The organism is Methanothrix sp. (genome assembly GCF_016706325.1).
Classification (GTDB): Archaea; Halobacteriota; Methanosarcinia; order Methanotrichales; family Methanotrichaceae; genus Methanothrix.
Genome location: NZ_JADJJX010000001.1, coordinates 198878 through 216865, shown reverse-complemented (window position 1 = coordinate 216865; position 17988 = coordinate 198878). Strand labels below are relative to the sequence as shown.

The 17988-nt window shown below is 51.3% G+C and carries 20 protein-coding genes and 1 pseudogene; 8 read left to right on the top strand and 13 right to left on the bottom strand.

Annotated elements, in window-relative coordinates:
* Nucleotides 1–116: 116 nt before the first annotated feature.
* Together IPI63_RS01125 and IPI63_RS01120 are read left to right on the top strand one after the other, a co-directional pair.
* A complete protein-coding gene (locus IPI63_RS01125) occupies nucleotides 117–419 on the top strand; it encodes a carboxymuconolactone decarboxylase family protein (protein ID WP_214065903.1) in 303 nt (100 codons plus the stop codon).
* 7 nt (nucleotides 420–426) lie between these two features.
* The gene (locus tag IPI63_RS01120; protein ID WP_292476152.1) at nucleotides 427–1182 is read left to right on the top strand and encodes a DUF169 domain-containing protein; all 756 of its coding nucleotides are present in this window, start codon (nucleotides 427–429) and stop codon (nucleotides 1180–1182) included.
* A 31-nt stretch (nucleotides 1183–1213) separates the two neighbouring features.
* Here the strand turns inward: IPI63_RS01120 and IPI63_RS01115 are convergent, their stop codons facing one another.
* The 7 genes from IPI63_RS01115 to IPI63_RS01085 form a co-directional block, all read right to left on the bottom strand.
* Nucleotides 1214–2152 (bottom strand): UbiA family prenyltransferase, encoded by a 939-nt coding sequence (locus tag IPI63_RS01115; RefSeq protein WP_214065901.1) that lies wholly within the window; start codon nucleotides 2150–2152, stop codon nucleotides 1214–1216.
* A 70-nt stretch (nucleotides 2153–2222) separates the two neighbouring features.
* Complete coding sequence (locus IPI63_RS01110; protein ID WP_292476150.1) at nucleotides 2223–2942, bottom strand: glucose-6-phosphate isomerase family protein; 720 nt, start codon at nucleotides 2940–2942, stop codon at nucleotides 2223–2225.
* Between the two features lie 299 nt (nucleotides 2943–3241).
* Nucleotides 3242–3691, bottom strand: coding sequence for a hypothetical protein (locus IPI63_RS01105; protein ID WP_214065899.1), 450 nt, complete (start codon nucleotides 3689–3691; stop codon nucleotides 3242–3244).
* 233 nt (nucleotides 3692–3924) lie between these two features.
* Nucleotides 3925–4557: a DUF434 domain-containing protein gene (locus IPI63_RS01100; protein WP_292476148.1), complete on the bottom strand. Its 633-nt coding sequence runs from the start codon at nucleotides 4555–4557 to the stop codon at nucleotides 3925–3927.
* 38 nt (nucleotides 4558–4595) lie between these two features.
* Nucleotides 4596–5135, bottom strand: a complete 540-nt coding sequence (locus IPI63_RS01095; RefSeq protein WP_214079953.1) for a FumA C-terminus/TtdB family hydratase beta subunit — start codon at nucleotides 5133–5135, stop codon at nucleotides 4596–4598.
* On the bottom strand, nucleotides 5132–6028 hold the full coding sequence (locus IPI63_RS01090; RefSeq protein ID WP_292476146.1) for a fumarate hydratase: 897 nt from the start codon (nucleotides 6026–6028) through the stop codon (nucleotides 5132–5134). The genes IPI63_RS01095 and IPI63_RS01090 overlap by 4 nt, the downstream gene beginning before the upstream one ends.
* Nucleotides 6028–7092 (bottom strand): DUF166 family protein, encoded by a 1065-nt coding sequence (locus IPI63_RS01085; protein ID WP_292476145.1) that lies wholly within the window; start codon nucleotides 7090–7092, stop codon nucleotides 6028–6030. Before IPI63_RS01085 ends, IPI63_RS01090 begins: the two co-directional genes overlap by 1 nt.
* On the opposite strand from IPI63_RS01085, the gene IPI63_RS01080 reads away from it, so the two are divergent.
* From IPI63_RS01080 to IPI63_RS01070, 3 genes are all read left to right on the top strand, one after another.
* Nucleotides 7034–8497, top strand: coding sequence for a cobyrinate a,c-diamide synthase (locus tag IPI63_RS01080; protein WP_292476143.1), 1464 nt, complete (start codon nucleotides 7034–7036; stop codon nucleotides 8495–8497). The genes IPI63_RS01085 and IPI63_RS01080 overlap by 59 nt on opposite strands.
* Before the next feature lie 278 nt (nucleotides 8498–8775).
* Nucleotides 8776–8958, top strand: coding sequence for a hypothetical protein (locus IPI63_RS01075; RefSeq protein WP_292476142.1), 183 nt, complete (start codon nucleotides 8776–8778; stop codon nucleotides 8956–8958).
* Nucleotides 8959–9150: 192 nt separating this feature from the next.
* The gene (locus IPI63_RS01070) at nucleotides 9151–9954 is read left to right on the top strand and encodes a lamin tail domain-containing protein (protein WP_292476141.1); all 804 of its coding nucleotides are present in this window, start codon (nucleotides 9151–9153) and stop codon (nucleotides 9952–9954) included.
* 77 nt (nucleotides 9955–10031) lie between these two features.
* Here IPI63_RS01070 and IPI63_RS01065 read toward each other — a convergent pair whose 3' ends face one another.
* The gene (locus IPI63_RS01065; protein WP_292476139.1) at nucleotides 10032–10883 is read right to left on the bottom strand and encodes a glutaminyl-peptide cyclotransferase; all 852 of its coding nucleotides are present in this window, start codon (nucleotides 10881–10883) and stop codon (nucleotides 10032–10034) included.
* A 180-nt stretch (nucleotides 10884–11063) separates the two neighbouring features.
* Between IPI63_RS01065 and IPI63_RS01060 the strand changes: the two genes are divergently transcribed.
* Nucleotides 11064–11408 carry a hypothetical protein gene (locus IPI63_RS01060; protein ID WP_214066342.1) on the top strand — a complete coding sequence of 115 codons (345 nt, stop codon included), beginning with the start codon at nucleotides 11064–11066 and terminating at the stop codon, nucleotides 11406–11408.
* Between the two features lie 196 nt (nucleotides 11409–11604).
* On the opposite strand, the gene IPI63_RS01055 is transcribed toward IPI63_RS01060, so the two are convergent.
* On the bottom strand, nucleotides 11605–12051 hold the full coding sequence (locus IPI63_RS01055; protein WP_214066341.1) for a hypothetical protein: 447 nt from the start codon (nucleotides 12049–12051) through the stop codon (nucleotides 11605–11607).
* A gap of 146 nt (nucleotides 12052–12197) precedes the next feature.
* Between IPI63_RS01055 and IPI63_RS01050 the strand changes: the two genes are divergently transcribed.
* Together IPI63_RS01050 and IPI63_RS01045 are read left to right on the top strand one after the other, a co-directional pair.
* A complete protein-coding gene (locus IPI63_RS01050) occupies nucleotides 12198–12743 on the top strand; it encodes a TIGR00725 family protein (RefSeq protein ID WP_292476135.1) in 546 nt (181 codons plus the stop codon).
* A gap of 108 nt (nucleotides 12744–12851) precedes the next feature.
* The gene (locus IPI63_RS01045) at nucleotides 12852–13175 is read left to right on the top strand and encodes a hypothetical protein (RefSeq protein WP_292476134.1); all 324 of its coding nucleotides are present in this window, start codon (nucleotides 12852–12854) and stop codon (nucleotides 13173–13175) included.
* Between the two features lie 98 nt (nucleotides 13176–13273).
* Here IPI63_RS01045 and IPI63_RS12820 read toward each other — a convergent pair.
* The 4 genes and pseudogenes from IPI63_RS12820 to IPI63_RS01030 all read right to left on the bottom strand — a co-directional run.
* Nucleotides 13274–13552 (bottom strand): annotated as a pseudogene (locus IPI63_RS12820) (transposase); the annotation flags it as partial.
* Between the two features lie 214 nt (nucleotides 13553–13766).
* Entirely contained in the window at nucleotides 13767–14111 is a 345-nt protein-coding gene (locus tag IPI63_RS01040) for a hypothetical protein (protein ID WP_292476132.1), read from the bottom strand.
* Between the two features lie 355 nt (nucleotides 14112–14466).
* Nucleotides 14467–14685, bottom strand: coding sequence for a hypothetical protein (locus IPI63_RS01035; protein WP_292476131.1), 219 nt, complete (start codon nucleotides 14683–14685; stop codon nucleotides 14467–14469).
* Nucleotides 14682–17843, bottom strand: a complete 3162-nt coding sequence (locus IPI63_RS01030) for a hypothetical protein (RefSeq protein ID WP_292476129.1) — start codon at nucleotides 17841–17843, stop codon at nucleotides 14682–14684. Before IPI63_RS01030 ends, IPI63_RS01035 begins: the two co-directional genes overlap by 4 nt.
* Nucleotides 17844–17988: the final 145 nt, after the last annotated feature.

Genomic DNA, 17988 nt, shown 5'->3' with positions numbered 1-17988 from the left:
ACTCGGCTTACGACATACTCGGCTTACAACATATTCGACTCCAAATAGCAGCCAGAATCTTTATGGTATAGCGATAACTGAGAGCTTGGAAGATATTGAGCCAGGAGGTAATGGTAATGGTTGAAGAGAAGCCCAAACCGATCATATTTGCAGAGGCACTGGACGAAGGCGTAAATTCCGCCTTCACGTCCTTGAGGGATGAGATCATGAAGCAGGGCGCATTATCGTCCAAAGAGAAGGCGATTGTGGGGCTGGCATGTGCAGTGGCCATTCGCTGCGATACATGTGTCGAGTTTCATAAGAAGCTGGCCAGTATGGCCGGGGTGAGCAGAGAGGAGATGCTGGAAGCTGCCGCCATTGGGGGACTGGTCCGCCTGGGCTCTGGCTTTGCCACGGCATCTATCATCCTGGATGATTGAGGCGAGCATGGATATTGCTGAGCTGGGGGAGAGGCTCGCCACTGCCGGTCGGCTGAAGCTGCGCCCCCTTTGCGTCTGGGGCGTAGATGAGATACCACCAGGGGCAGCAGCATCCTCCTCCATAGACCGCTGCCTGGCCCGGGCGATATACATCTGCGCCCTCCATCCAAAGACGCCGGTCCTTTATCTGAATGGGGATCAGGGGGGCTGCTGTCCGGGGGGAATGGCCTGGATGGGATATGCTGACCTGCCTTCTGCAGTCAAGTACCTCCTGACCACCGGGCTTCCCGGTTCCGCCTCCGGCCAGGCAGAGCACCTGAAGGCCACCCCGGAGCTCTTTGAGGAGCAGTGGAAGCGGGCTGGCAAGATCAGGCCGCCTGGCAGATATGTGGCCGTTGGGCCGTGCAATGCTGATATCGATATAGAGAGGGCACAGTCGATGATCCTCTTTGCGGAAAGCCTGGCGGCCAGGAATCTGTGTGCTCTGGCCCAGTACAGCAGCCCGGAGCCCTTCCACAGGACAGTGATATCATCCGGGTCCGCCTGCTCGACTATGATCACCTATCCCGCGGGCATGGCTGAGAATGCCCGGATTGATTCCGTTTATATCGGTCCGGCCGATCCAACTGTCAACCCCTGGCTGCCCGGGGAGCTGATGGTCCTGGGGATACCGGTTGGCATTGCCAGGCAGATGGCAGCCGACCTGGAGGGCTCTTTCATCACCAGGCGGGCCGGTATGGCTTATCCAGAGAGCAGGCCCTGAGAGCAGAACGATCATAGATCAGCCCTCACCCTCATAGCCAGCCCACCTGGGGCAGGGCGGAGAGAAGTGTTGCCCTGAGGAGCACATCGATGATCAAGGCGGCAAACAGCCAGGCGCGGTAGGTTACTGACTGATAGAAGAACTGCTCTCCTCTTTTTGCTGTGGGATGGCGGACGAAATCCCAGTTCTGCAAGAGCAGCCAGCCACCGGTTACAATGGCTGCGAGCTGATAGATCCATCCCAGATCAGAGGCCGGTCCCAGGGCAATGGAGAGGGCGATCCCCACCAGCCAGAAGAGGGCGACCATCTTCGCTGTGGCCAGGATGCCGAAGGTGGCAGGGGTAGTGGGAATCCCTTCTTTTCTGTCCCCATCCACATCGCGGGCGGCATCACAGTTAGTGAAGCCCCAGTCAGTGATGCAGATCATCGCCGCCAGGATCAGAGAGGCGGGATGAATGCCGGCGCCTGCTTTCAGGATCCCTGCCGGCTCCATGGCCAGCCAGACGCCAAGGGGCACCAATCCATAGGATAAGCCCACTAATACCCAGGAGAAGGGGGTGTTCCTCTTGGCCCAGGCTGAGTAGATTCCGGCCAGGATGGTGGCAAGGACGAGGATGACAAAGCTCTCCGGGTTCAGGTAGAGGGCAGCAGAGAGGGCGATGAGAAAGAGAAATAAAGACCAATGCTGGGCTTGCCTCCGGCTGAGCCTGGCCGAAGGCAGCGGCCTGGAGGGCATGCCGACCTTATCCACATCGATGTCACAGCAGTCGTTATAGACATAAGAGCTGGTGATGGCACAGTAGGCTCCGAGCACTGCTATGAAAAAAGGAACCAGCGGGGGAAGGGTTCCTTCCACTGCATAGACTGCCAGCAGGGCCGAGGCGGCAGGCATGGCGATGTCCATGGGCGCAAGCGGCGGACGGAGAAGCTCGATATATGCTCTGAAGCTCGCGAAATCTCTATTTATCATTTTTTATCATTTCAGCTCAGTTTAGCTCAGTCATTCTTCTTCTTCAGGCAGCTCTCAAGATCGCTCTCTCTCAGATCACCTCTGAGAAGAGATCCAGGTGATCTCCGGGCCGGGTCAGGTAGTCCAGCCGGCCATGCTCCTTGAGCAGAGGATACATCTCTTTTCCTTTGGTCAGCCCCAGCCGGGAGAGGATCCTGCCGCCCGGCGCATCCGCCCGCCGCAGCTCACCCGCTTCCGGGCAGCGCGGATTCTTGACCCAGCCATCCTGAGTGAAGAAGTACGCCCCTCCCCCCTTATCCTTTATGGGTCCATAAAGAGATGAGAAGTCCCTGGCCACGAAGTTGGACATCTTGAGGATCTTATTGGATCGATTGATGGTGATATGCCCGTAATTGGGGGGGACTAGGACCTTATCCCCGGCAGTGGCATTTATGGCCACCACATCTGAGAGATCGGTGTTTTGCAGCAGATAGAGCGCCTCCCCCTCCAGCACCTCATAGAGCTCCGGATAGGTGACAGTAGATCCCGGCGCCAGGGGATGATAGTGGCCGGCTGTCTTGATGTACTCCTTTCCCATCGTCCCTGGAGGGATAATGGTGATATCATACCTCAGATTCTGATCTCGAAGCTTATCTCCATCCGCCCGGCTTAAGAAGAGATCGCGGAACATATAATAAAGCTCAAAGTTCTCTGCTCCCGCCAGCCAGCTCTGATCGAATATGACCTCTTTCATGTCAAAGAGCCTGCGAATATCGGGCTCTTTGGTCTTGCCACCAAATTCCAGATCCATCTTCTATCCACCTCTCTTCCTTTGAGCATCCGGGATTTATATGGTCTTCTACTCATCTACCCTTGCTCCGGCGGGCAGACGATGGAGGTGATAAGGCTTCAAAGGACGAAGCCTGAAAGGACGAGGCCCGGAGGGATGAGGCTTCAAAGCAAAGAGATGCCATCTCATAGATCCCTGAGTATTTAAACCGCAAGAGGGTGAGAAAAAGATGAAGAGCAAAGCTGGATGTCATGCTTTCTGCTCGACTGACTTATAATCCAAGGATCAAGCCTTGATATACCCGGGCGCTGAACTCAGGCTCAGCAGGCATAAGGGGTGTTGATGGTGAAATACTGAGTGAGGACCTTCCTGTAATCCACTATCACATCCACCCTCCAGTTTCCTGGAAGCCGGGAGACGTCAGTCCCTTTGATCTTCAGACAGCTCCAGACGGGCGCCGCCCACATCCCCGTGAATCCATCGATGGGAGGGATGGTGCTGAAAGAGCGGGCATAGGTCCTGCCCTCGGGCCAGTACCATCTCCACTCCACGGTATGCGATTTGGCGTCCCGCCAGATCAGCATCCAGGAGACGGCCTGCTCATCATCGGTGGTAAATGTGTTCGTCCTGTAAAGCGGCATGCCGCTATCTGTAACATGTTTGGCTATGGTATGCTCGCTCAGGGGAAAGAATATGGCATGGGATGCCAGAGCCCCTCCGCCCATGAGGAGTAATGCCAGTGCCACTAAGGCTAATACTCTCATTCTCATTGCCACTCACCATAAATTTGAAAGCCTTTAAACCCCAATAGTATATTAATCAAATGTAGCATAAAAAGATGACGATTGGCCAGGCCAGGTCGAGGCTATAATCAGTCGACAGTCAACAGGCATCAATCAGTCAACAGGCATCAATCAGCCAACAGGCGCCGGTCAGTCAACAGTCGTCAATCAGTCGACAGGCGCCGATCAGATAAGTGTCAAAGCACTAAGAAAATAAACAATCAGAGAATCAATGGCTTCATGCCCGATCTTCTGCCGATCTCCGCCGGAAGATCCATGATATAATCGACGCTATCGATCACATTGCCGTCACTGGTTAGAATGATCCTCTTCGCTGTCTTCAGAAGGTGGTCGACATTCCTGGCTGTTCTGGCCACGCCACAGAGCTGCCGCTCAGCCATCATCCCTCTCACCATCTCCGCCAGCTCTCCGCTGCGGCTCATCTGTTGATCAAGCAGCACCTCTGTTCGGGCGGGTCCGGCAGAGGCCAGAAGATCAAGGATCCAGTTGAGGGCGATGGCGGTTAGAGGGGAGGCTTTGAAGCCTCTGAAGATCCCCCTGCTGTCCCGGAGGAGGCCGTCATCACATAAATAGACGGGATAGCCTCCAAGGACGCTCTCGGTGGTGATTATGACATTGTAGCCGTCAATGGAGATGCTTTGGCCCCTCAGATCCTCCAGATCGAGCAGCTTGGATCTTCTCGCCCAAGCCAGATCCGATCTCACCACCACCCTCATCAGGATGAACCTCTCCTTCTCCGCCAGACGGTGGTGATTGGAGACAAAGCCGACTGCTGAGTCCTTGGGGTAACCCCGGTCCAGCAGATACCTCGCCTCCTCCAGGGCTTTTCCCATTGTTCTTTTGCAATCTCCCTTGCCGCCTATCCCGCCATCTATCTTTCCGTCTCTCCTGCCGACCTCACTGACAGTCTCACATCCTCGAATAGGTCTCTCCCATGCGAGTCTACCGCCACCACCATCGGACCGAGATTCTCGGCCTCCAGCTCCCAGATGGATTCCGCCATGCCAAGCTCCTGGAAGTGAACGGCTCGAACCCGGAGCTGTGCTGCTGCTGCCGCTCCACAACCCCCGGGATAGGCCAGGTAGACTGCTCTGTTCAGAAATGGCCCTCCTGGCAGACCACCCTTGCCGATGATGGCCCTCACCCCCTGGGCGAGGATCTCATCAGTATAGCGCGCCATCCGGGCGCTGGTAGTGGGCCCCGCAGATATGACTGAACCCGCCTGAATGATGGGGCCGCAGTGATAGAGGGCTGCTCCCTGCAGAGAAACGGGGCTGCCCTGGCGGCGGATCTGGGCATGGGCCTTATCGCGGGCGGTCAGCACCTTGCCGCTCAGATATACAATATCCCCTGCATTGAGCTTCCTCACATCCTCCTGGCTGAGGGGGGTGTGAAGATGAAATACGCTCATAAGATCACCTCGGTGGCGCTTCTGTTCGCCCAGCACTGGAAGTTTATGGCCACCGGCAAGGAGGCTGTGTGGCAGAGCGCCTTCTCAATCCTCAGGCCTAGGACTGTGGTATCTCCGCCCAGGCCCATGGGGCCGATGCCCAGGGCATTAAGCTCTTTCATGAGCCTCCCTTCAAGCCTTGCCACCTCCTCCGGCGAGGTCACAGGAGGGGCAGTACAGCCACCCCGATCAGAGGATTTCCGGGAGAAATGCTGCAGAGCGTGCATATTGAGAAGAGCGTTCTTGGCCAGGCGGGCGGCCAGATCGAAGCTTCCACCAATCCCAATTCCCAGGAACAGAGGAGGACAGGCATTGGCCGCCCTCTCCCTGACTGCATCGATGATGAACTGGAGCGGGTCGTCTGCCGGATTGAGCATCATGACCAGGCTCATGTTCTCAGATCCCGCTCCCTTGGGAAATGCAGTGATCCTCAGGCTTTGTCCCTGGACCTGGTCTAAGATTATATCTGGCATCCCAGGGCCGGTGTTGTCCAGGCTGTTCTTCCGCGTCAGGGGATCGACGGCATTGGGCCGGAGGGGGATCCGGGCAGTCGCTCTCCTCACCCCTTCAGCGATGGCCTCCTGGAGATCGAAGTCTAAGAGAAGGTCCCGACCCATCTGCACATGAAATATAGGAAGGCCGGTATCCTGACAGAGGGGCAGGCCCTTTGATTCAGCCAGGCCGACGTTCTCCAGCATGAACTGCAATTGAGAGCGGGCCAGGGGATTGCTCTCCTTCTCCAGCCCTTCTCTTATGCTCTCCAGGACCCAGGGAGGAAGTGCAGTCTCCGCCCGGTATAGAGCGCGAACGGTGGCATCTGTCACCTGAATGGGGGTGATCATATGGATCGCCATTACCCTTCCGATTTCCTGACCCTCTTACCCGGCTCGATCTTGATGGGCCTGGACTGTTCAGGAAGAACGAGCCTTGTCTCCTGGCCCAATGCCCTCTCCATGGCATCCTTGTGCAGGTCCCCTGAGGTGTGGATGCCTCCCGGACCTCCCCTCACTGCGCGACAGGGATACTGCTGGCAGAACAGGCCAGTAAGTGAGGGGGCCTCGGCCACAGTCTTTCCCAAAATGCTGGAAGCGGCATGCCATGTCGCTCCACAGGGAGAGCCGCGCAGGACATGCACCCGGCTGATCCTGCCATCCTCGGTCTCCACCTCTAGCTCCGGCTTTCCCAGCTTCTCGGCGAACTGATCGATCGCCGGGACGCCACACTCCTCCAGAGTGCAGCAGATCTCATCGACCTCGATGTGAATGTTGTACTCCTCAGCGATCCTCTCCAGCTCATCGATGGAGCCCGCCCGGCCTATGCCTCCTGGGATGATGACTGCTTTGACATGGGCTTTCCCGGCCAGGCGGACGATCTCAGGGGTGAGGTCCGGATGGAATGTGTAGAGAATGAGCAGATCCGCCTTGAATATCTGTGGATCGAAATTCAGATCGCGGACGAACTCCTCCGGGTCCTCGATGAATCCCGGCAGGATCTCCGGGACCTCCACCGACACCACCTGGAAGTCGGTGCGGGCCTTTATTGTCTCCAGCAGGCGCTCGCCATATTTTCCTCTCTTGATTACCCCAACCAGCATGCAGAAGGGATCGGCCAGCGTATTAATATCCTTGCCGGAGAAGAGAGCCTCATATCCACAGCAATCGCAGAAAGGCAGGTCGGAAATAATGCGGGAGAGGTCAACGGAAAGCTCATCAGAAGGATCATCAGGAATCTCAGAGGGTAAGACATTAGAGAGGACATCAGAGAGGACATCAGAAGGGACATCAGAAGGGACATCAGAAGGGACATCAGAAGGGACATCAGAAGGGACATCAGGAGGGCCATCAGTGGGGCCATCAGGAATGCCATCCGAGGGTTCATCGGAGAGGTCATGGAATGAGGCAATTCCGGCAGTGCTCATCGCCGGCACCCACAGCGGTGTTGGCAAGACCACCATCACCCTGGGCCTGATGGCTGCCCTCCGCGCCCGTGGCCTGGTGGTTCAGCCCTTCAAGGTGGGCCCGGACTTCATCGATCCTTCCCATCACACTGCTATCTGTGGCCGGCCTTCACTCAATTTGGACCCCTTCATGATGGGCGAGGAGGGGGTCAGGCGCTCATTCTTCTCTGCCTTGGGGGGGGCGGATGTGGCAGTGGTAGAGGGGGTGATGGGCCTTTTCGACGGCATGGGTGGCACAGAGATAGGCAGCTCCGCCCAGGTGGCCAAGATCCTGGATATACCCGTTCTCCTGGTGATCAATGTGCATGGCATGTCGCGAAGTGCTGCCGCCATGGAGTTGGGGTTTTCCAGTTACGATCCAGGGGTGAAGTTGGCAGGGACGATACTCAACCGGGTGGGAAGCCCGCGACATCTGGATATGCTCAGAAGCTGCCTGCGCAGTCCCATCTTTGGAGCCCTGCCCCGCGATAAAGAGATCGGAATGAAGAGCCGCCATCTGGGACTGGTCATGGGCTTCGAGAAGGATCATGATCCGGGGCTCTTAGCATCCATACTGGAGAGGAATGCTGATATCGATGCGATTCTCAGCCTTCCAGACCGCGTTCGCCCCCCTGCGATGGCCGGCTCTGCTGAGCAGTATGATGCAGCAGCAGTAAGAACAGTAAGAGCAGCAAGTACAGGAAGAGCAGCAAATACAGAAATAGCAGAAAAGGCAGGCGGATCAGGCAGAGAAGGCAAAGAGGGGGCGGTGAGAATCGGGGTGGCCAAGGACCGGGCATTTTGCTTCTATTATCATGAGAACCTCTTGGAGCTGGAGAGGCAGGGGGCTGAACTGGTCTACTTCAGCCCACTGGAGGATCAGTTGCCTGATGTGGGAGGGCTGTACATCGGGGGAGGCTATCCGGAGCTGTATGCCTCTGAGCTGGAGAGGGCTCCTGCAAAAAGACAGATCAAGGAGGCCTCTGAGTACGAAATGCCCATCTATGGGGAGTGCGGTGGCCTGATGTATCTGGGAGAAAGCCTGGAATCTGAGGCTGGTTCTTTTAGAATGGTGGGTGCCCTTCCCGTTACCACCTTCATGGAGAAGAGGCTCATGGCCCTTGGCTATGTGGAGGCAGAGTTCTCGGGGAGCAATCCTCTGGCTGATGTGGGCAGGAGCCTTCGCGGGCATGAGTTTCATTATTCGCGCTGCGAATGCGACAGAGATGCTCGCTGCTGTCTGAGGCTTTCCCGGGGGAAGGGGATTGGCAAGGGCAAAGATGGCCTGGTGGAGAAGAATACCATGGCTGGATATCTACATGCTCATTTCTATTCATTATCAGTAGAAAAATTTGTAGAGGGCTGTGTATCTTATAATAGAACTTAAATAAAAAATGTTGATGGAATGGAATGGATTGCCCATTAAAATCTTCATAAAGCGGTATCGTTCTCAGCGGATTTTGGGCCGGAAAAGAGGTCTTTTGCTGAGCAATTCACCTTTTATCCAAGCGATGCATATTCTATCACGGAAACGTTTATATTCGATAAATAATTTCCTATTACTCATTACAAAATGGAGTGTGAACTATGAGCAAAGCATCAAGCGGACTTGTACTCTTCTTCCTCTTGATAGCTCTATCTATTGGAGCTGCCCTGAGCGAGGAAGTGCTGAACGAAACCCTGAATGCCAGCCAAAACGCCTCTTTGAACATGAGCAACATGACCAATATGACTAACATGACTAACATGACCAACATGACCAATATGACCAATATGACCAACATGACCGATGTGATCAATGCAACTATTGAGACCGAAACCGTCGCTATTGAGTCCGTCAATAAGTAAATCAAATCACAGAAGCAGGAGTCTCAGCCTCGGAGGATCCCCAAAGGAGATGAAAAGAGGCTTGATGTTCTCCCGCCACACATTTTTATCTGAAAGCCATAAACAGCATTGAATTATATTGCCGCAATGAATGGACCAACAGAAGCTTTAAGAAAGGCTTATATTTTTCTTCGAATACGATTTGATTGAGGTATGAATATGAAGTGTACAGGCATGTTGATACTATCGATGATGGTGGCATTCTCTGCCGGGCTGGTCATCGCTCAAGATGCAGCAGAGGTTGCTGCCCCTGCAGATACGAATATCACTAACATCACCAATCTCACGAACGTCACCAATGTCACAAATATGACCAACATCACCGCTGTGGCCGCCATTGAGCCCATCAATGTCACAGAGGCCCAGGCTGGAGCTGTTGCAGATGAGGTTGTTACAGATGAGGCTGTTGTAGAGCCGCCGGTGACAGAGGTCCCTGCGGTGACTGAACCGGTATCAAGGTTCAAGCAGCTCTCCAAGTTTGTCGCCGGCACCTCCGCCACCTTGGGCAAAGGGCTTCCGGGGGGCTATTCCGATGTGACCACATCCGCAGACCAGGCTGCTGTATTCAGCCGGGATTCTGGTGTGCCCACGCCCTCGGTGAAGGTGACCATCACCAAGGTAATTGATACCCCAGAGGACAGGTATGTCCAGGTGACCAATGAGGCTGTTGGGGAGTGGAACCTGACTGCCTGGTCCTTGGAATCGGCGGGGACTACAACCTTCATCTTCCCTGTGCTTGTCCTGGAGGATGGCAAATCAATCAAGGTTCATGAGGGAACAGGCGACGGGACGGCCACTGACATCTATACCAACAGCACTGAGCCTCTCTGGATCGATAATATCGTGACCCTGAAGGATGCTGCGGGAAGGATCATTGCTAGCTATGATGTGACCACAGCTCCTGTACCGGTAGCAACCGTTTATGTCGATCCCTGGAAGGACCTGATCCAGTACTAGAGCCTGATGCGGCCTTGCGGCCGCAGAACATTTTTTTTGGAGTGCAATAGCTTAAGCTTTTTTTTAATTCTCTTTTCTCATCCTCTACCAGCTCGATCTGAAAGATCTACCAGCTCGATCTGAAATAGCCTGGGCCAGAGCTTTCCAGTAACAAAGAGCCGGTCATCTATTGGATCATAGGCTATGCCATTCAATACGTCAACCTTCTTCTTCTGGATGCCTGCCTCATCCAGGATGGAGGAGAGGTTTATCCTTGCAGTCACTATGCCTGTATCCAGGGATATGATTGCAATCCAGTTGCTGGGCCAGAGGTTGGCATAGATCATGCCATTTACGTACTCCAACTCATTCAGCCCCCTGACAGGCTCTCCGTTTGCCGTTACCCTTATGCTTCCCAGCAGTGAGAAATCGTTTGGATCGAGAAGATGAAGGAGATCAGAGCCATCGCTCATGATCAGCCTCTCACCATCTGAGGTCAGCCCCCAGCCCTCAGTCTGGTAGATGAAGCTTCCCGTTCGGCTCAGATTCTCTTTATCCCAGACAAAGCCCTTAAAGGACTGCCAGGTGAGCTGGATTATGCTCTCCTCCCAGATGGTTATGCCCTCGGCAAAGAACTCATCCTCCAGCCGAGCCATATCCATAACCCTTCCGCTCTGGATATCGACCCGGCGGAGGCTGGACTGGCCGTACAGGCCTGTCCCCTCATAGAATACGCCATTGTCATAGACCAGGCCCTGGGTGAAAGCAGATGGATCATGGGGATAAGAATTAATGATCCGATAGCCATAGGTTTTGATGGGGCTGCTGGCAAATGAATCAGCATCCAGCCTTTCTGCCGAGGCGATGCTCATAGCAAGAGCAGCTGCTAAGAGAACCAGAGGCATTAGCCTGGCGCAAGGATCTGTTTTTATATGCAGGACTCCTGCCATACAATAAGGATTATGGATCTAATAACTTATAGATCTTGTCAGACGATCAGAACGATCCAGCAGGCATCCGGGATCAGATAGATGGATCTTTGAAGAGAAGAGCATCGAAAATATCTCATCTTCCATGGAATAGGGATTTAAGGAAAAGGGGCAATAATAGATGATGCTGGGTGATGAAGGATGAAAAAGCTCAACCGAAAGGATATCCACATACTGAAAAAGCTGATCAAACCCCGGGCAGAGGAGACTGAAAAGGGGGAAGCGGGCAGCTTGCTGGCATCCATCTCCAGGTACTATATCAGCGACAGGGATGACTTCCTGTCCCGGTTGGAGAAGCTCTCTGATAAGGATCTCAAGTATCTGGCAGAGCGGGCCATGGACGGCTCAGAATGCCTGCTTTGTATTGCTCCACAATGTGCGGAGATTTTCCTGGATGCAGTTGAAAGAAGGCTTTCCCCGGAGATTGCGGGCAGATTAAGAGAGCTCTTCGAGAACGTCACCACCGGCTACCGGGATGAGGGCTGACCGGCCTTTGCCGGGTGAGGAGTTTGCGGGCATATGGAGCGGATGTAAGGGGGGGACCTAGCCAAACCTTTTTGTGGCAATTGTATTGTACTGCAGAGAGCAAAGAATTAAAAAAAGGTGTCTCCTCCCACCGCCCCAGAGGGAATGGGGGTATATTCGTCTATTTATTGGGCTATGTATTATTGGATCTGGCCCGTCACTGCTGATTGGCAACGATCTTGACGTTATTGGTGGCCTCAGACAGTCCGAATGCAATGGCGTCCCGGTTGCCAACATTGATCTGATCGATATTGACCTTATAGCAGCAATCCATACAGTTAGATCCTGTGCTGCCATTTATCGGCGGGCGCCCGTAACAGCATTCGCAATCTCCTGAATCCTGATTCTTCTTGATCAGCAGATTGTTGGTGGCAATGGGATCTATCCCTGGACCAATGGCCAAAGCCCGATCATTTCCGATATTCAGAATGTCCATATTGACATCTGCATAATCCGGGAATTTCAAGGCTGAAGCTTCCGATTCAAATATTCCTCCATTCCTTCCCAGAATATCCACCCCGCCATAGCCAAAAGGCGCCTGAGCGATGGCAGGCATTATCAGAGCTGCCAAAACTAAAGGCAATGCAAACCCTTTTATCTTCATTGTCTTACCCCCTGAATCCATCGGATTCCGATCACACTAGTACCTAATTATATTTATACGTTTGGGCTGCATATAATAAATGCCGGGGATGCTGAAGATTCTGCAGGCTGGCCGGAGCACATGGGACAGATAGATTTAAGAGGGCTATGTCTCATCTTTCATATCAGACCGGCACAGGCAGCCCGTCCGGCGGGGCAGGAGCAGCAAATGAGATAAATGAGCGGACTGAAATCCAGGGAAGAGTCAGAATGCAGATAGCAGTAGTGGGTGGCGGAGAATGCAGCCTTCACGTTCGGGAGATGGCAGAGGAGCTGGGCAGGCTCCTGGCAGAAGAGGGGCACACCCTCCTTTGCGGTGGCCTGGGTGGTGGGATGGAGGCGGCATGCCGGGGATCGGCTGAGGCGGGAGGAACTGTGGTGGGAATTCTGCCCGGAGAGAGAGGAGATGCCAATCCCCATGTGGGCATAAAAATCGCCACCGGTATGGGGCACGCCAGGAATGCCATAATTGTGAGAAGCTCAGATGCGGTCATCGCTCTGCCCGGCGGATATGGCACTCTCTCTGAGATCGCCCTGGCCCTGAAGATGAACAGACCTGTCATCAGCCTGGAGAGCTGGGATATAGCAGGAACGATGAAAGCGAGAGATCCGCGAGAGGCGATAGAGATCCTCAACCGCCTTCTGTACATTTGAGAGCGGAGAGATGGGAGACCCTCAAGACTTTTTTGAGTGGCGGGGGGTTATTGAGAGAAAGGATGCAATTGCAGAAGAGATAAGAAAAGCAAAAGCGCTGCTCTCCCTTTGATCTCTGATTATTTCAGAGCGGTTGAGCTCAGGATGATAGATGTAGAAATAATCACTGATAAGAAGATCAACTACAGTGAGTTCAGCCCAGATGAAGGCATATTGCCGGCGAGATTGCTCTTCGTCGATGGGCCACTCTTGGAATTCATGGAATATCTTCATAAAGAGCAGCGGCTAAAATACGGATTTCATTTAATAGCTTTACCCCTCTCCCAAGATCACCAATATGGTATGGCCCTTTTATCAATATTTAGATCATCCAACAAACAAATCAACGTTTGGGTCAAGAAAATTATTCGGGCAACCCTCTTTCGATGCTAACCTTCGTATATTGATGGTTTCGGTTCATTCCTAGAAAATTCTTAGCTATATTAAAGAAATCTTCAATATTCGACCTTATTATCTTGAAACTCTCCCATTCATAGATTAGTTTTTTGAAAGCAACTACAGCGTTTCCAAATGGCCAAATTATATTTTTTACAAAAAAACAAATCCAAAGGTGGATTTAGGTTATGAATTATCTTCTCTAAATTTGTGTTTTTCCTGGGATATATGATCGGAACGATATTAAATCTATTGATGATAGTCTGATAATTGTTTTTTGACGTAAAACCCTTATCACAGATGATTATATCTTCCGATTTGATAATTCTGGAGCGATATAGCTTATCGAGGAAAGGGATAAGCATTTTAGAGTCATTGGGCGAGTTTTGAAAATTTCAAACCCCAGGATCTCATTATCCTGATTTATTGCCAAAATCAACTTAAATCCGACATAATATCCTATAGATGGACCATATGAATATTTATATTCTTTATCTCCCTTACCAATTCTATATCGGTTTCTCCACAAATTAAGGTCGATAGCGATAGAACTAGTGTCAATAATTACTGTTTCTACCTTTTTATCCCTCAATCTCTTTCTAGGCTGAAATAATCTTTTAAAAACGTGAAAATCAATTCATAATCAAGATTTGACTGCATTTTGTATATTTCATTTGCTTTTACCTTTGAATTAATCCCTAAAAGCCTCTTTAAGGCAATATTTTCATTTATTTCGGAAACAAGCCTTGAAATATCCCTTTCAAATAGATCCGATAGGATTAAGACTTTGATTGACAATAAAAATTTATCTTTGTCATATATTTTTAATCTACCCGCGATTTTATTAGCTCTTGGAGAAGCGATAATCTCAAGTAATTTGACGACTATAATCCATTTTGGATGCCTGATATCAGGAATTAAGGGAGACAACATAATATCCAACCTCCTTTGGTTGTGCAACCTGATATTAGGTGTCCAAATTACTTAAAAGTTTTCATAGCTACTTGAATTCGTATTTTGAACATTCCCCCGAGTTTAATCAAAAAAATATTCTAAATTTGTAAGTTAAATTTGAATTCAGCTCGAATGAAGCCCTAAGATAAAATAGATTTTAGGAGAGGGGTAAATAGCTTATATCGAAACCAGAGGAAGGACTCCACTGTCATCCCCACCCCAAAGGATGTGGACTTCTCGCTTCGTCCTTTCCGATCCTACCAGTTAAAAGTTGGGAAGAGAGACTTCCCATTTTGAGGCAGCAACTGTAATACAGAAAGCCAGTCAACTGAGATTATGCAATCTGATCTGGCCAGTTGTTGCGTACTATATCCAGATTGCCCCAAAGTATTCCCTGGTTGTAGATTCCTCCTCCTGACAGTGATGGCGATGTGGCTATGTTGTGCTCTATAGAGCCGCTGACCAGGTTCACTGTGCTTTTGTAACTGTTGTAGATTCCTCCTCCCATTGATGCTATATTGGTGTTTATGTGGCCGTTATCAAACAGGTTCACTTGGCCCTTTTCAAGATGTAACTGTTGTATATTCCTCCTCCCGTTGATGCCGTATTGTTGTATATGTGGCCGTTATCAAACAGGTTCACTTTGCAACTGTTGTATATTCCTCCTCCCATTGATGCCGTATTGTTGTATATGTGGCCGTTATCAAACAGGTTCAAGCTCTCTCCGCAATTATAGATTCCACCACCAAAGCCTGCAATGTTGTGAGCTATATTGCTCTGTCCAAGGAGGCTCACTGCGCCGTAATCGTCATTATAGATCCCGCCGCCATAGTCCTTTGCTGTATTGCCGCTGACAGAGCTGTTATCATTCAGACTCACCATGCTGTAATAGCGATTGTAGATCCCGCCGCCATAGTCCTTTGCTGTATTGCCGCTTATAGAGCTGTGATCATTCAGGTTCACCGTGCTGTAATAGTAATTGTAGATCCCGCCGCCGTTGGCTGCTTCATTGCCGCTTATAGAGCTGTGATCATCCAGACTCACCATGCTGTAATAACGATTGTAGATCCCGCCGCCCCAGGCTGCTTCATTGCCGCTTATAGAGCTGTGATCATTCAGGTTCACAGTGCTGTAATCGCCATTATAGATCCCGCCGCCATGATCCTTTGCTATATTGCCGCTTATAGAGCTGTAATCACTCAAGCTCACTGCGCTGAGGTCTGAACTCCAGATTCCGCTGCCTTCATATGCTGTATTGTCGACGATATGGCTATCATCATTCAGGCTCACTATGCTGGAGTTGATGTTCAACATTCCACCGCCTTTATATGCTGTATTACCCCTAATAGAGCTGCTGCCAGACAAATTAACAGCACTATAGGAGCTGCTGTGGATTCCTCCACCCCAGACCGCCGAGTTGTTGCTAATGCAGCCGTTCTCGAGCAGGTCCACTGTGCTGTTGTCGAGATTGTAGACTCCAGCACCATAGGTTGCGACATTTTCAGCTACATTGCTCTGTCCGCTCAGCCTCACTGTGCTGCCGTAATAGTTATAGATTCCACCACCATAGGTAGCCCCGTTTCCGCTTATGGAGCTGTGGTCATTCAGGCTCACCGTGCTGTGGTCAGAGCTCCACACTCCGCCCCCGTTCTCTGCTATATTGCCACTGATGCGGCTTTGATCATTCAATTCTATTGTGCTATTAGTATGTGAGAAAATTCCGCTGCCACTGTGTGCAGAATTTCCGGATATATAACTGTTTTTATTCAAGTTCACCTGGCTATATGAGCCGCTGAAGACTCCTCCTCCTTCATATGCAGCATTGCCTGAGATATAGCTATCATCATTCAAGCTAAGCAAGCCATGCCAGCTACTGGCAACTCCTCCACCACGGTGGACTGCATCATTGCCACTGATATGGCTATTATTATTCAGGCTAACAGTCCCATAATCGTAGTTATAAATCCCGCCGCCCTCATATAATGCTTCATTGCCGCTGATGTAGCTGTTATCATACAGGTTGACTGCACAATTTCCATACCCCTGCCAGCTGTTAAGGATCCCTCCACCACGATGGATTGCTATATTGTCGCTGATATGACTGTTATCAAAAAGACTCACTGTTCCAGAGCCTGAATTGAAGATTCCGCCCCCTTCTTGTAATGCGAGGTTGTTGTTGATATTACTGTTGTTCTTCAGGCTCAATGTCCCATCGATATTGGCAATTCCTCCACCATACAAAGCATTGTTATCTGAAACGGCAACTTCATCAAGCTCTAATGTGGCGAAATTGAGAATTCCACCGCCACTCCGCACAGCGTCCCAGCCGATATCGGTGAAGGTGCCAGAACCTCCCTGAACGGTGACTCCAAAGATGCTGACATCTACCTGGGGATCTTCTCTGCCCACGATGAAGACCGATTTAGGCGATCGCAACATATCTTGATAACTTCCACTGGTGTCCGTTCTGCCATCCACAATGGTCTTATCAGCACCCGCGCCTTTGATATCCAGAGATTTATCTACCTTCACATTCTCGAAGTAGGTGCCGGGAGCGATATTGATGGTGTCGCCTGATTCGGAAGCATCTACAGCTCCCTGGATGCGATTACCGGTGGGGCTGACGTTATCAATCGGTCTGCCATTGCCGACATAATAGCCCAGGAATCCATTGGCATAAGACGTGGAAGCATTCCTTCTGGCATGCATGACAAAGTCGTACTCAGTGCCGTAGTTGGATGTCCTGCTCTTTCTCTCCTTGCCAGCAACTGCAGTGCTGATAAAGGATCCAATGATATGGCCCTTCTTATCCGTCTGTACAACGCCATCCAGACTCTCAGCACTAGCAGCATATCCGGTCAGGTTGCCCTCTATCCTGGTGTTGATCCTGGAATCCGCTGCCTTGAGGCTTTGAGAGAGAGAGGCAGCCAGGGACGAAGCCTCCGATCTCGTCTGGATCAATTCGCCCATTGCTCTATCCACGTGCTGGGATGCCGTCATGCCCTGGGAGGAGGCTGAAGCTAGATCTGAGTATCCCTCTGCTGCGCCACGATCTATCTTCATGCTTGCTGTGGATAGATCCTCTCTGAAGCTCGCGGGCAACGGCTTCATCTGAAGAAGGCCGGCCTGTGCATCAAACTGGATTTCTCCATCCAGTGAGAATACGCTATCCGCCGTCTGTGAAGCAAATACTTCGTCCTTGGAGGCCATGGCCAGATTGCGATATTCAGCCAATGATGCCTTTTTTGCTGGATCGGAGAGCTCGATGCTCACACTTGCGCTGTATCCATTTGAGTTGAAGGCATCTGCATAAGCCCGGATATAATTGGCATTTGAGACCTCCAATGCCTCACTGGCTGCGACATGGGGGTACTGGGATGCTTTCCAGGAAGAGCCCTCTCCCGGCCAGAGGTTATAGCTGTATGAGAACCACTCCGCCTGGCTGATGTTGACGCCCACCTCTGCAGTAGCTCCTGCTGTATTCGATACTGAATGGGTCTCCTTTAGACTTCCCCCGCCTTCAATGATATTGGAAAGCCTATTCGATCCAATTACAGTCCTGCCGAAGACTCTGTCATCATATCCAGCATCTATGACCTCTGTAAACCCTCCACCATCGCTGGATACTGAAATGGAGATACAATTGGCTGTGGATGCTAGAATAATTGCTCCAAATATTAGCCCTGCCACTAACTCTATTTCATATTTCATTTTATATCCTCCCGTTGATACCACTGGCCTCTTTCTGGGATGAGCCAATAGAATTTTAGATAGTCTGATATTAATGACGGTTTGATATTAATTTTTAAATATGTGTTTCAAAGTACAAAAATTTATTCATTTCCTCATTGCCTCT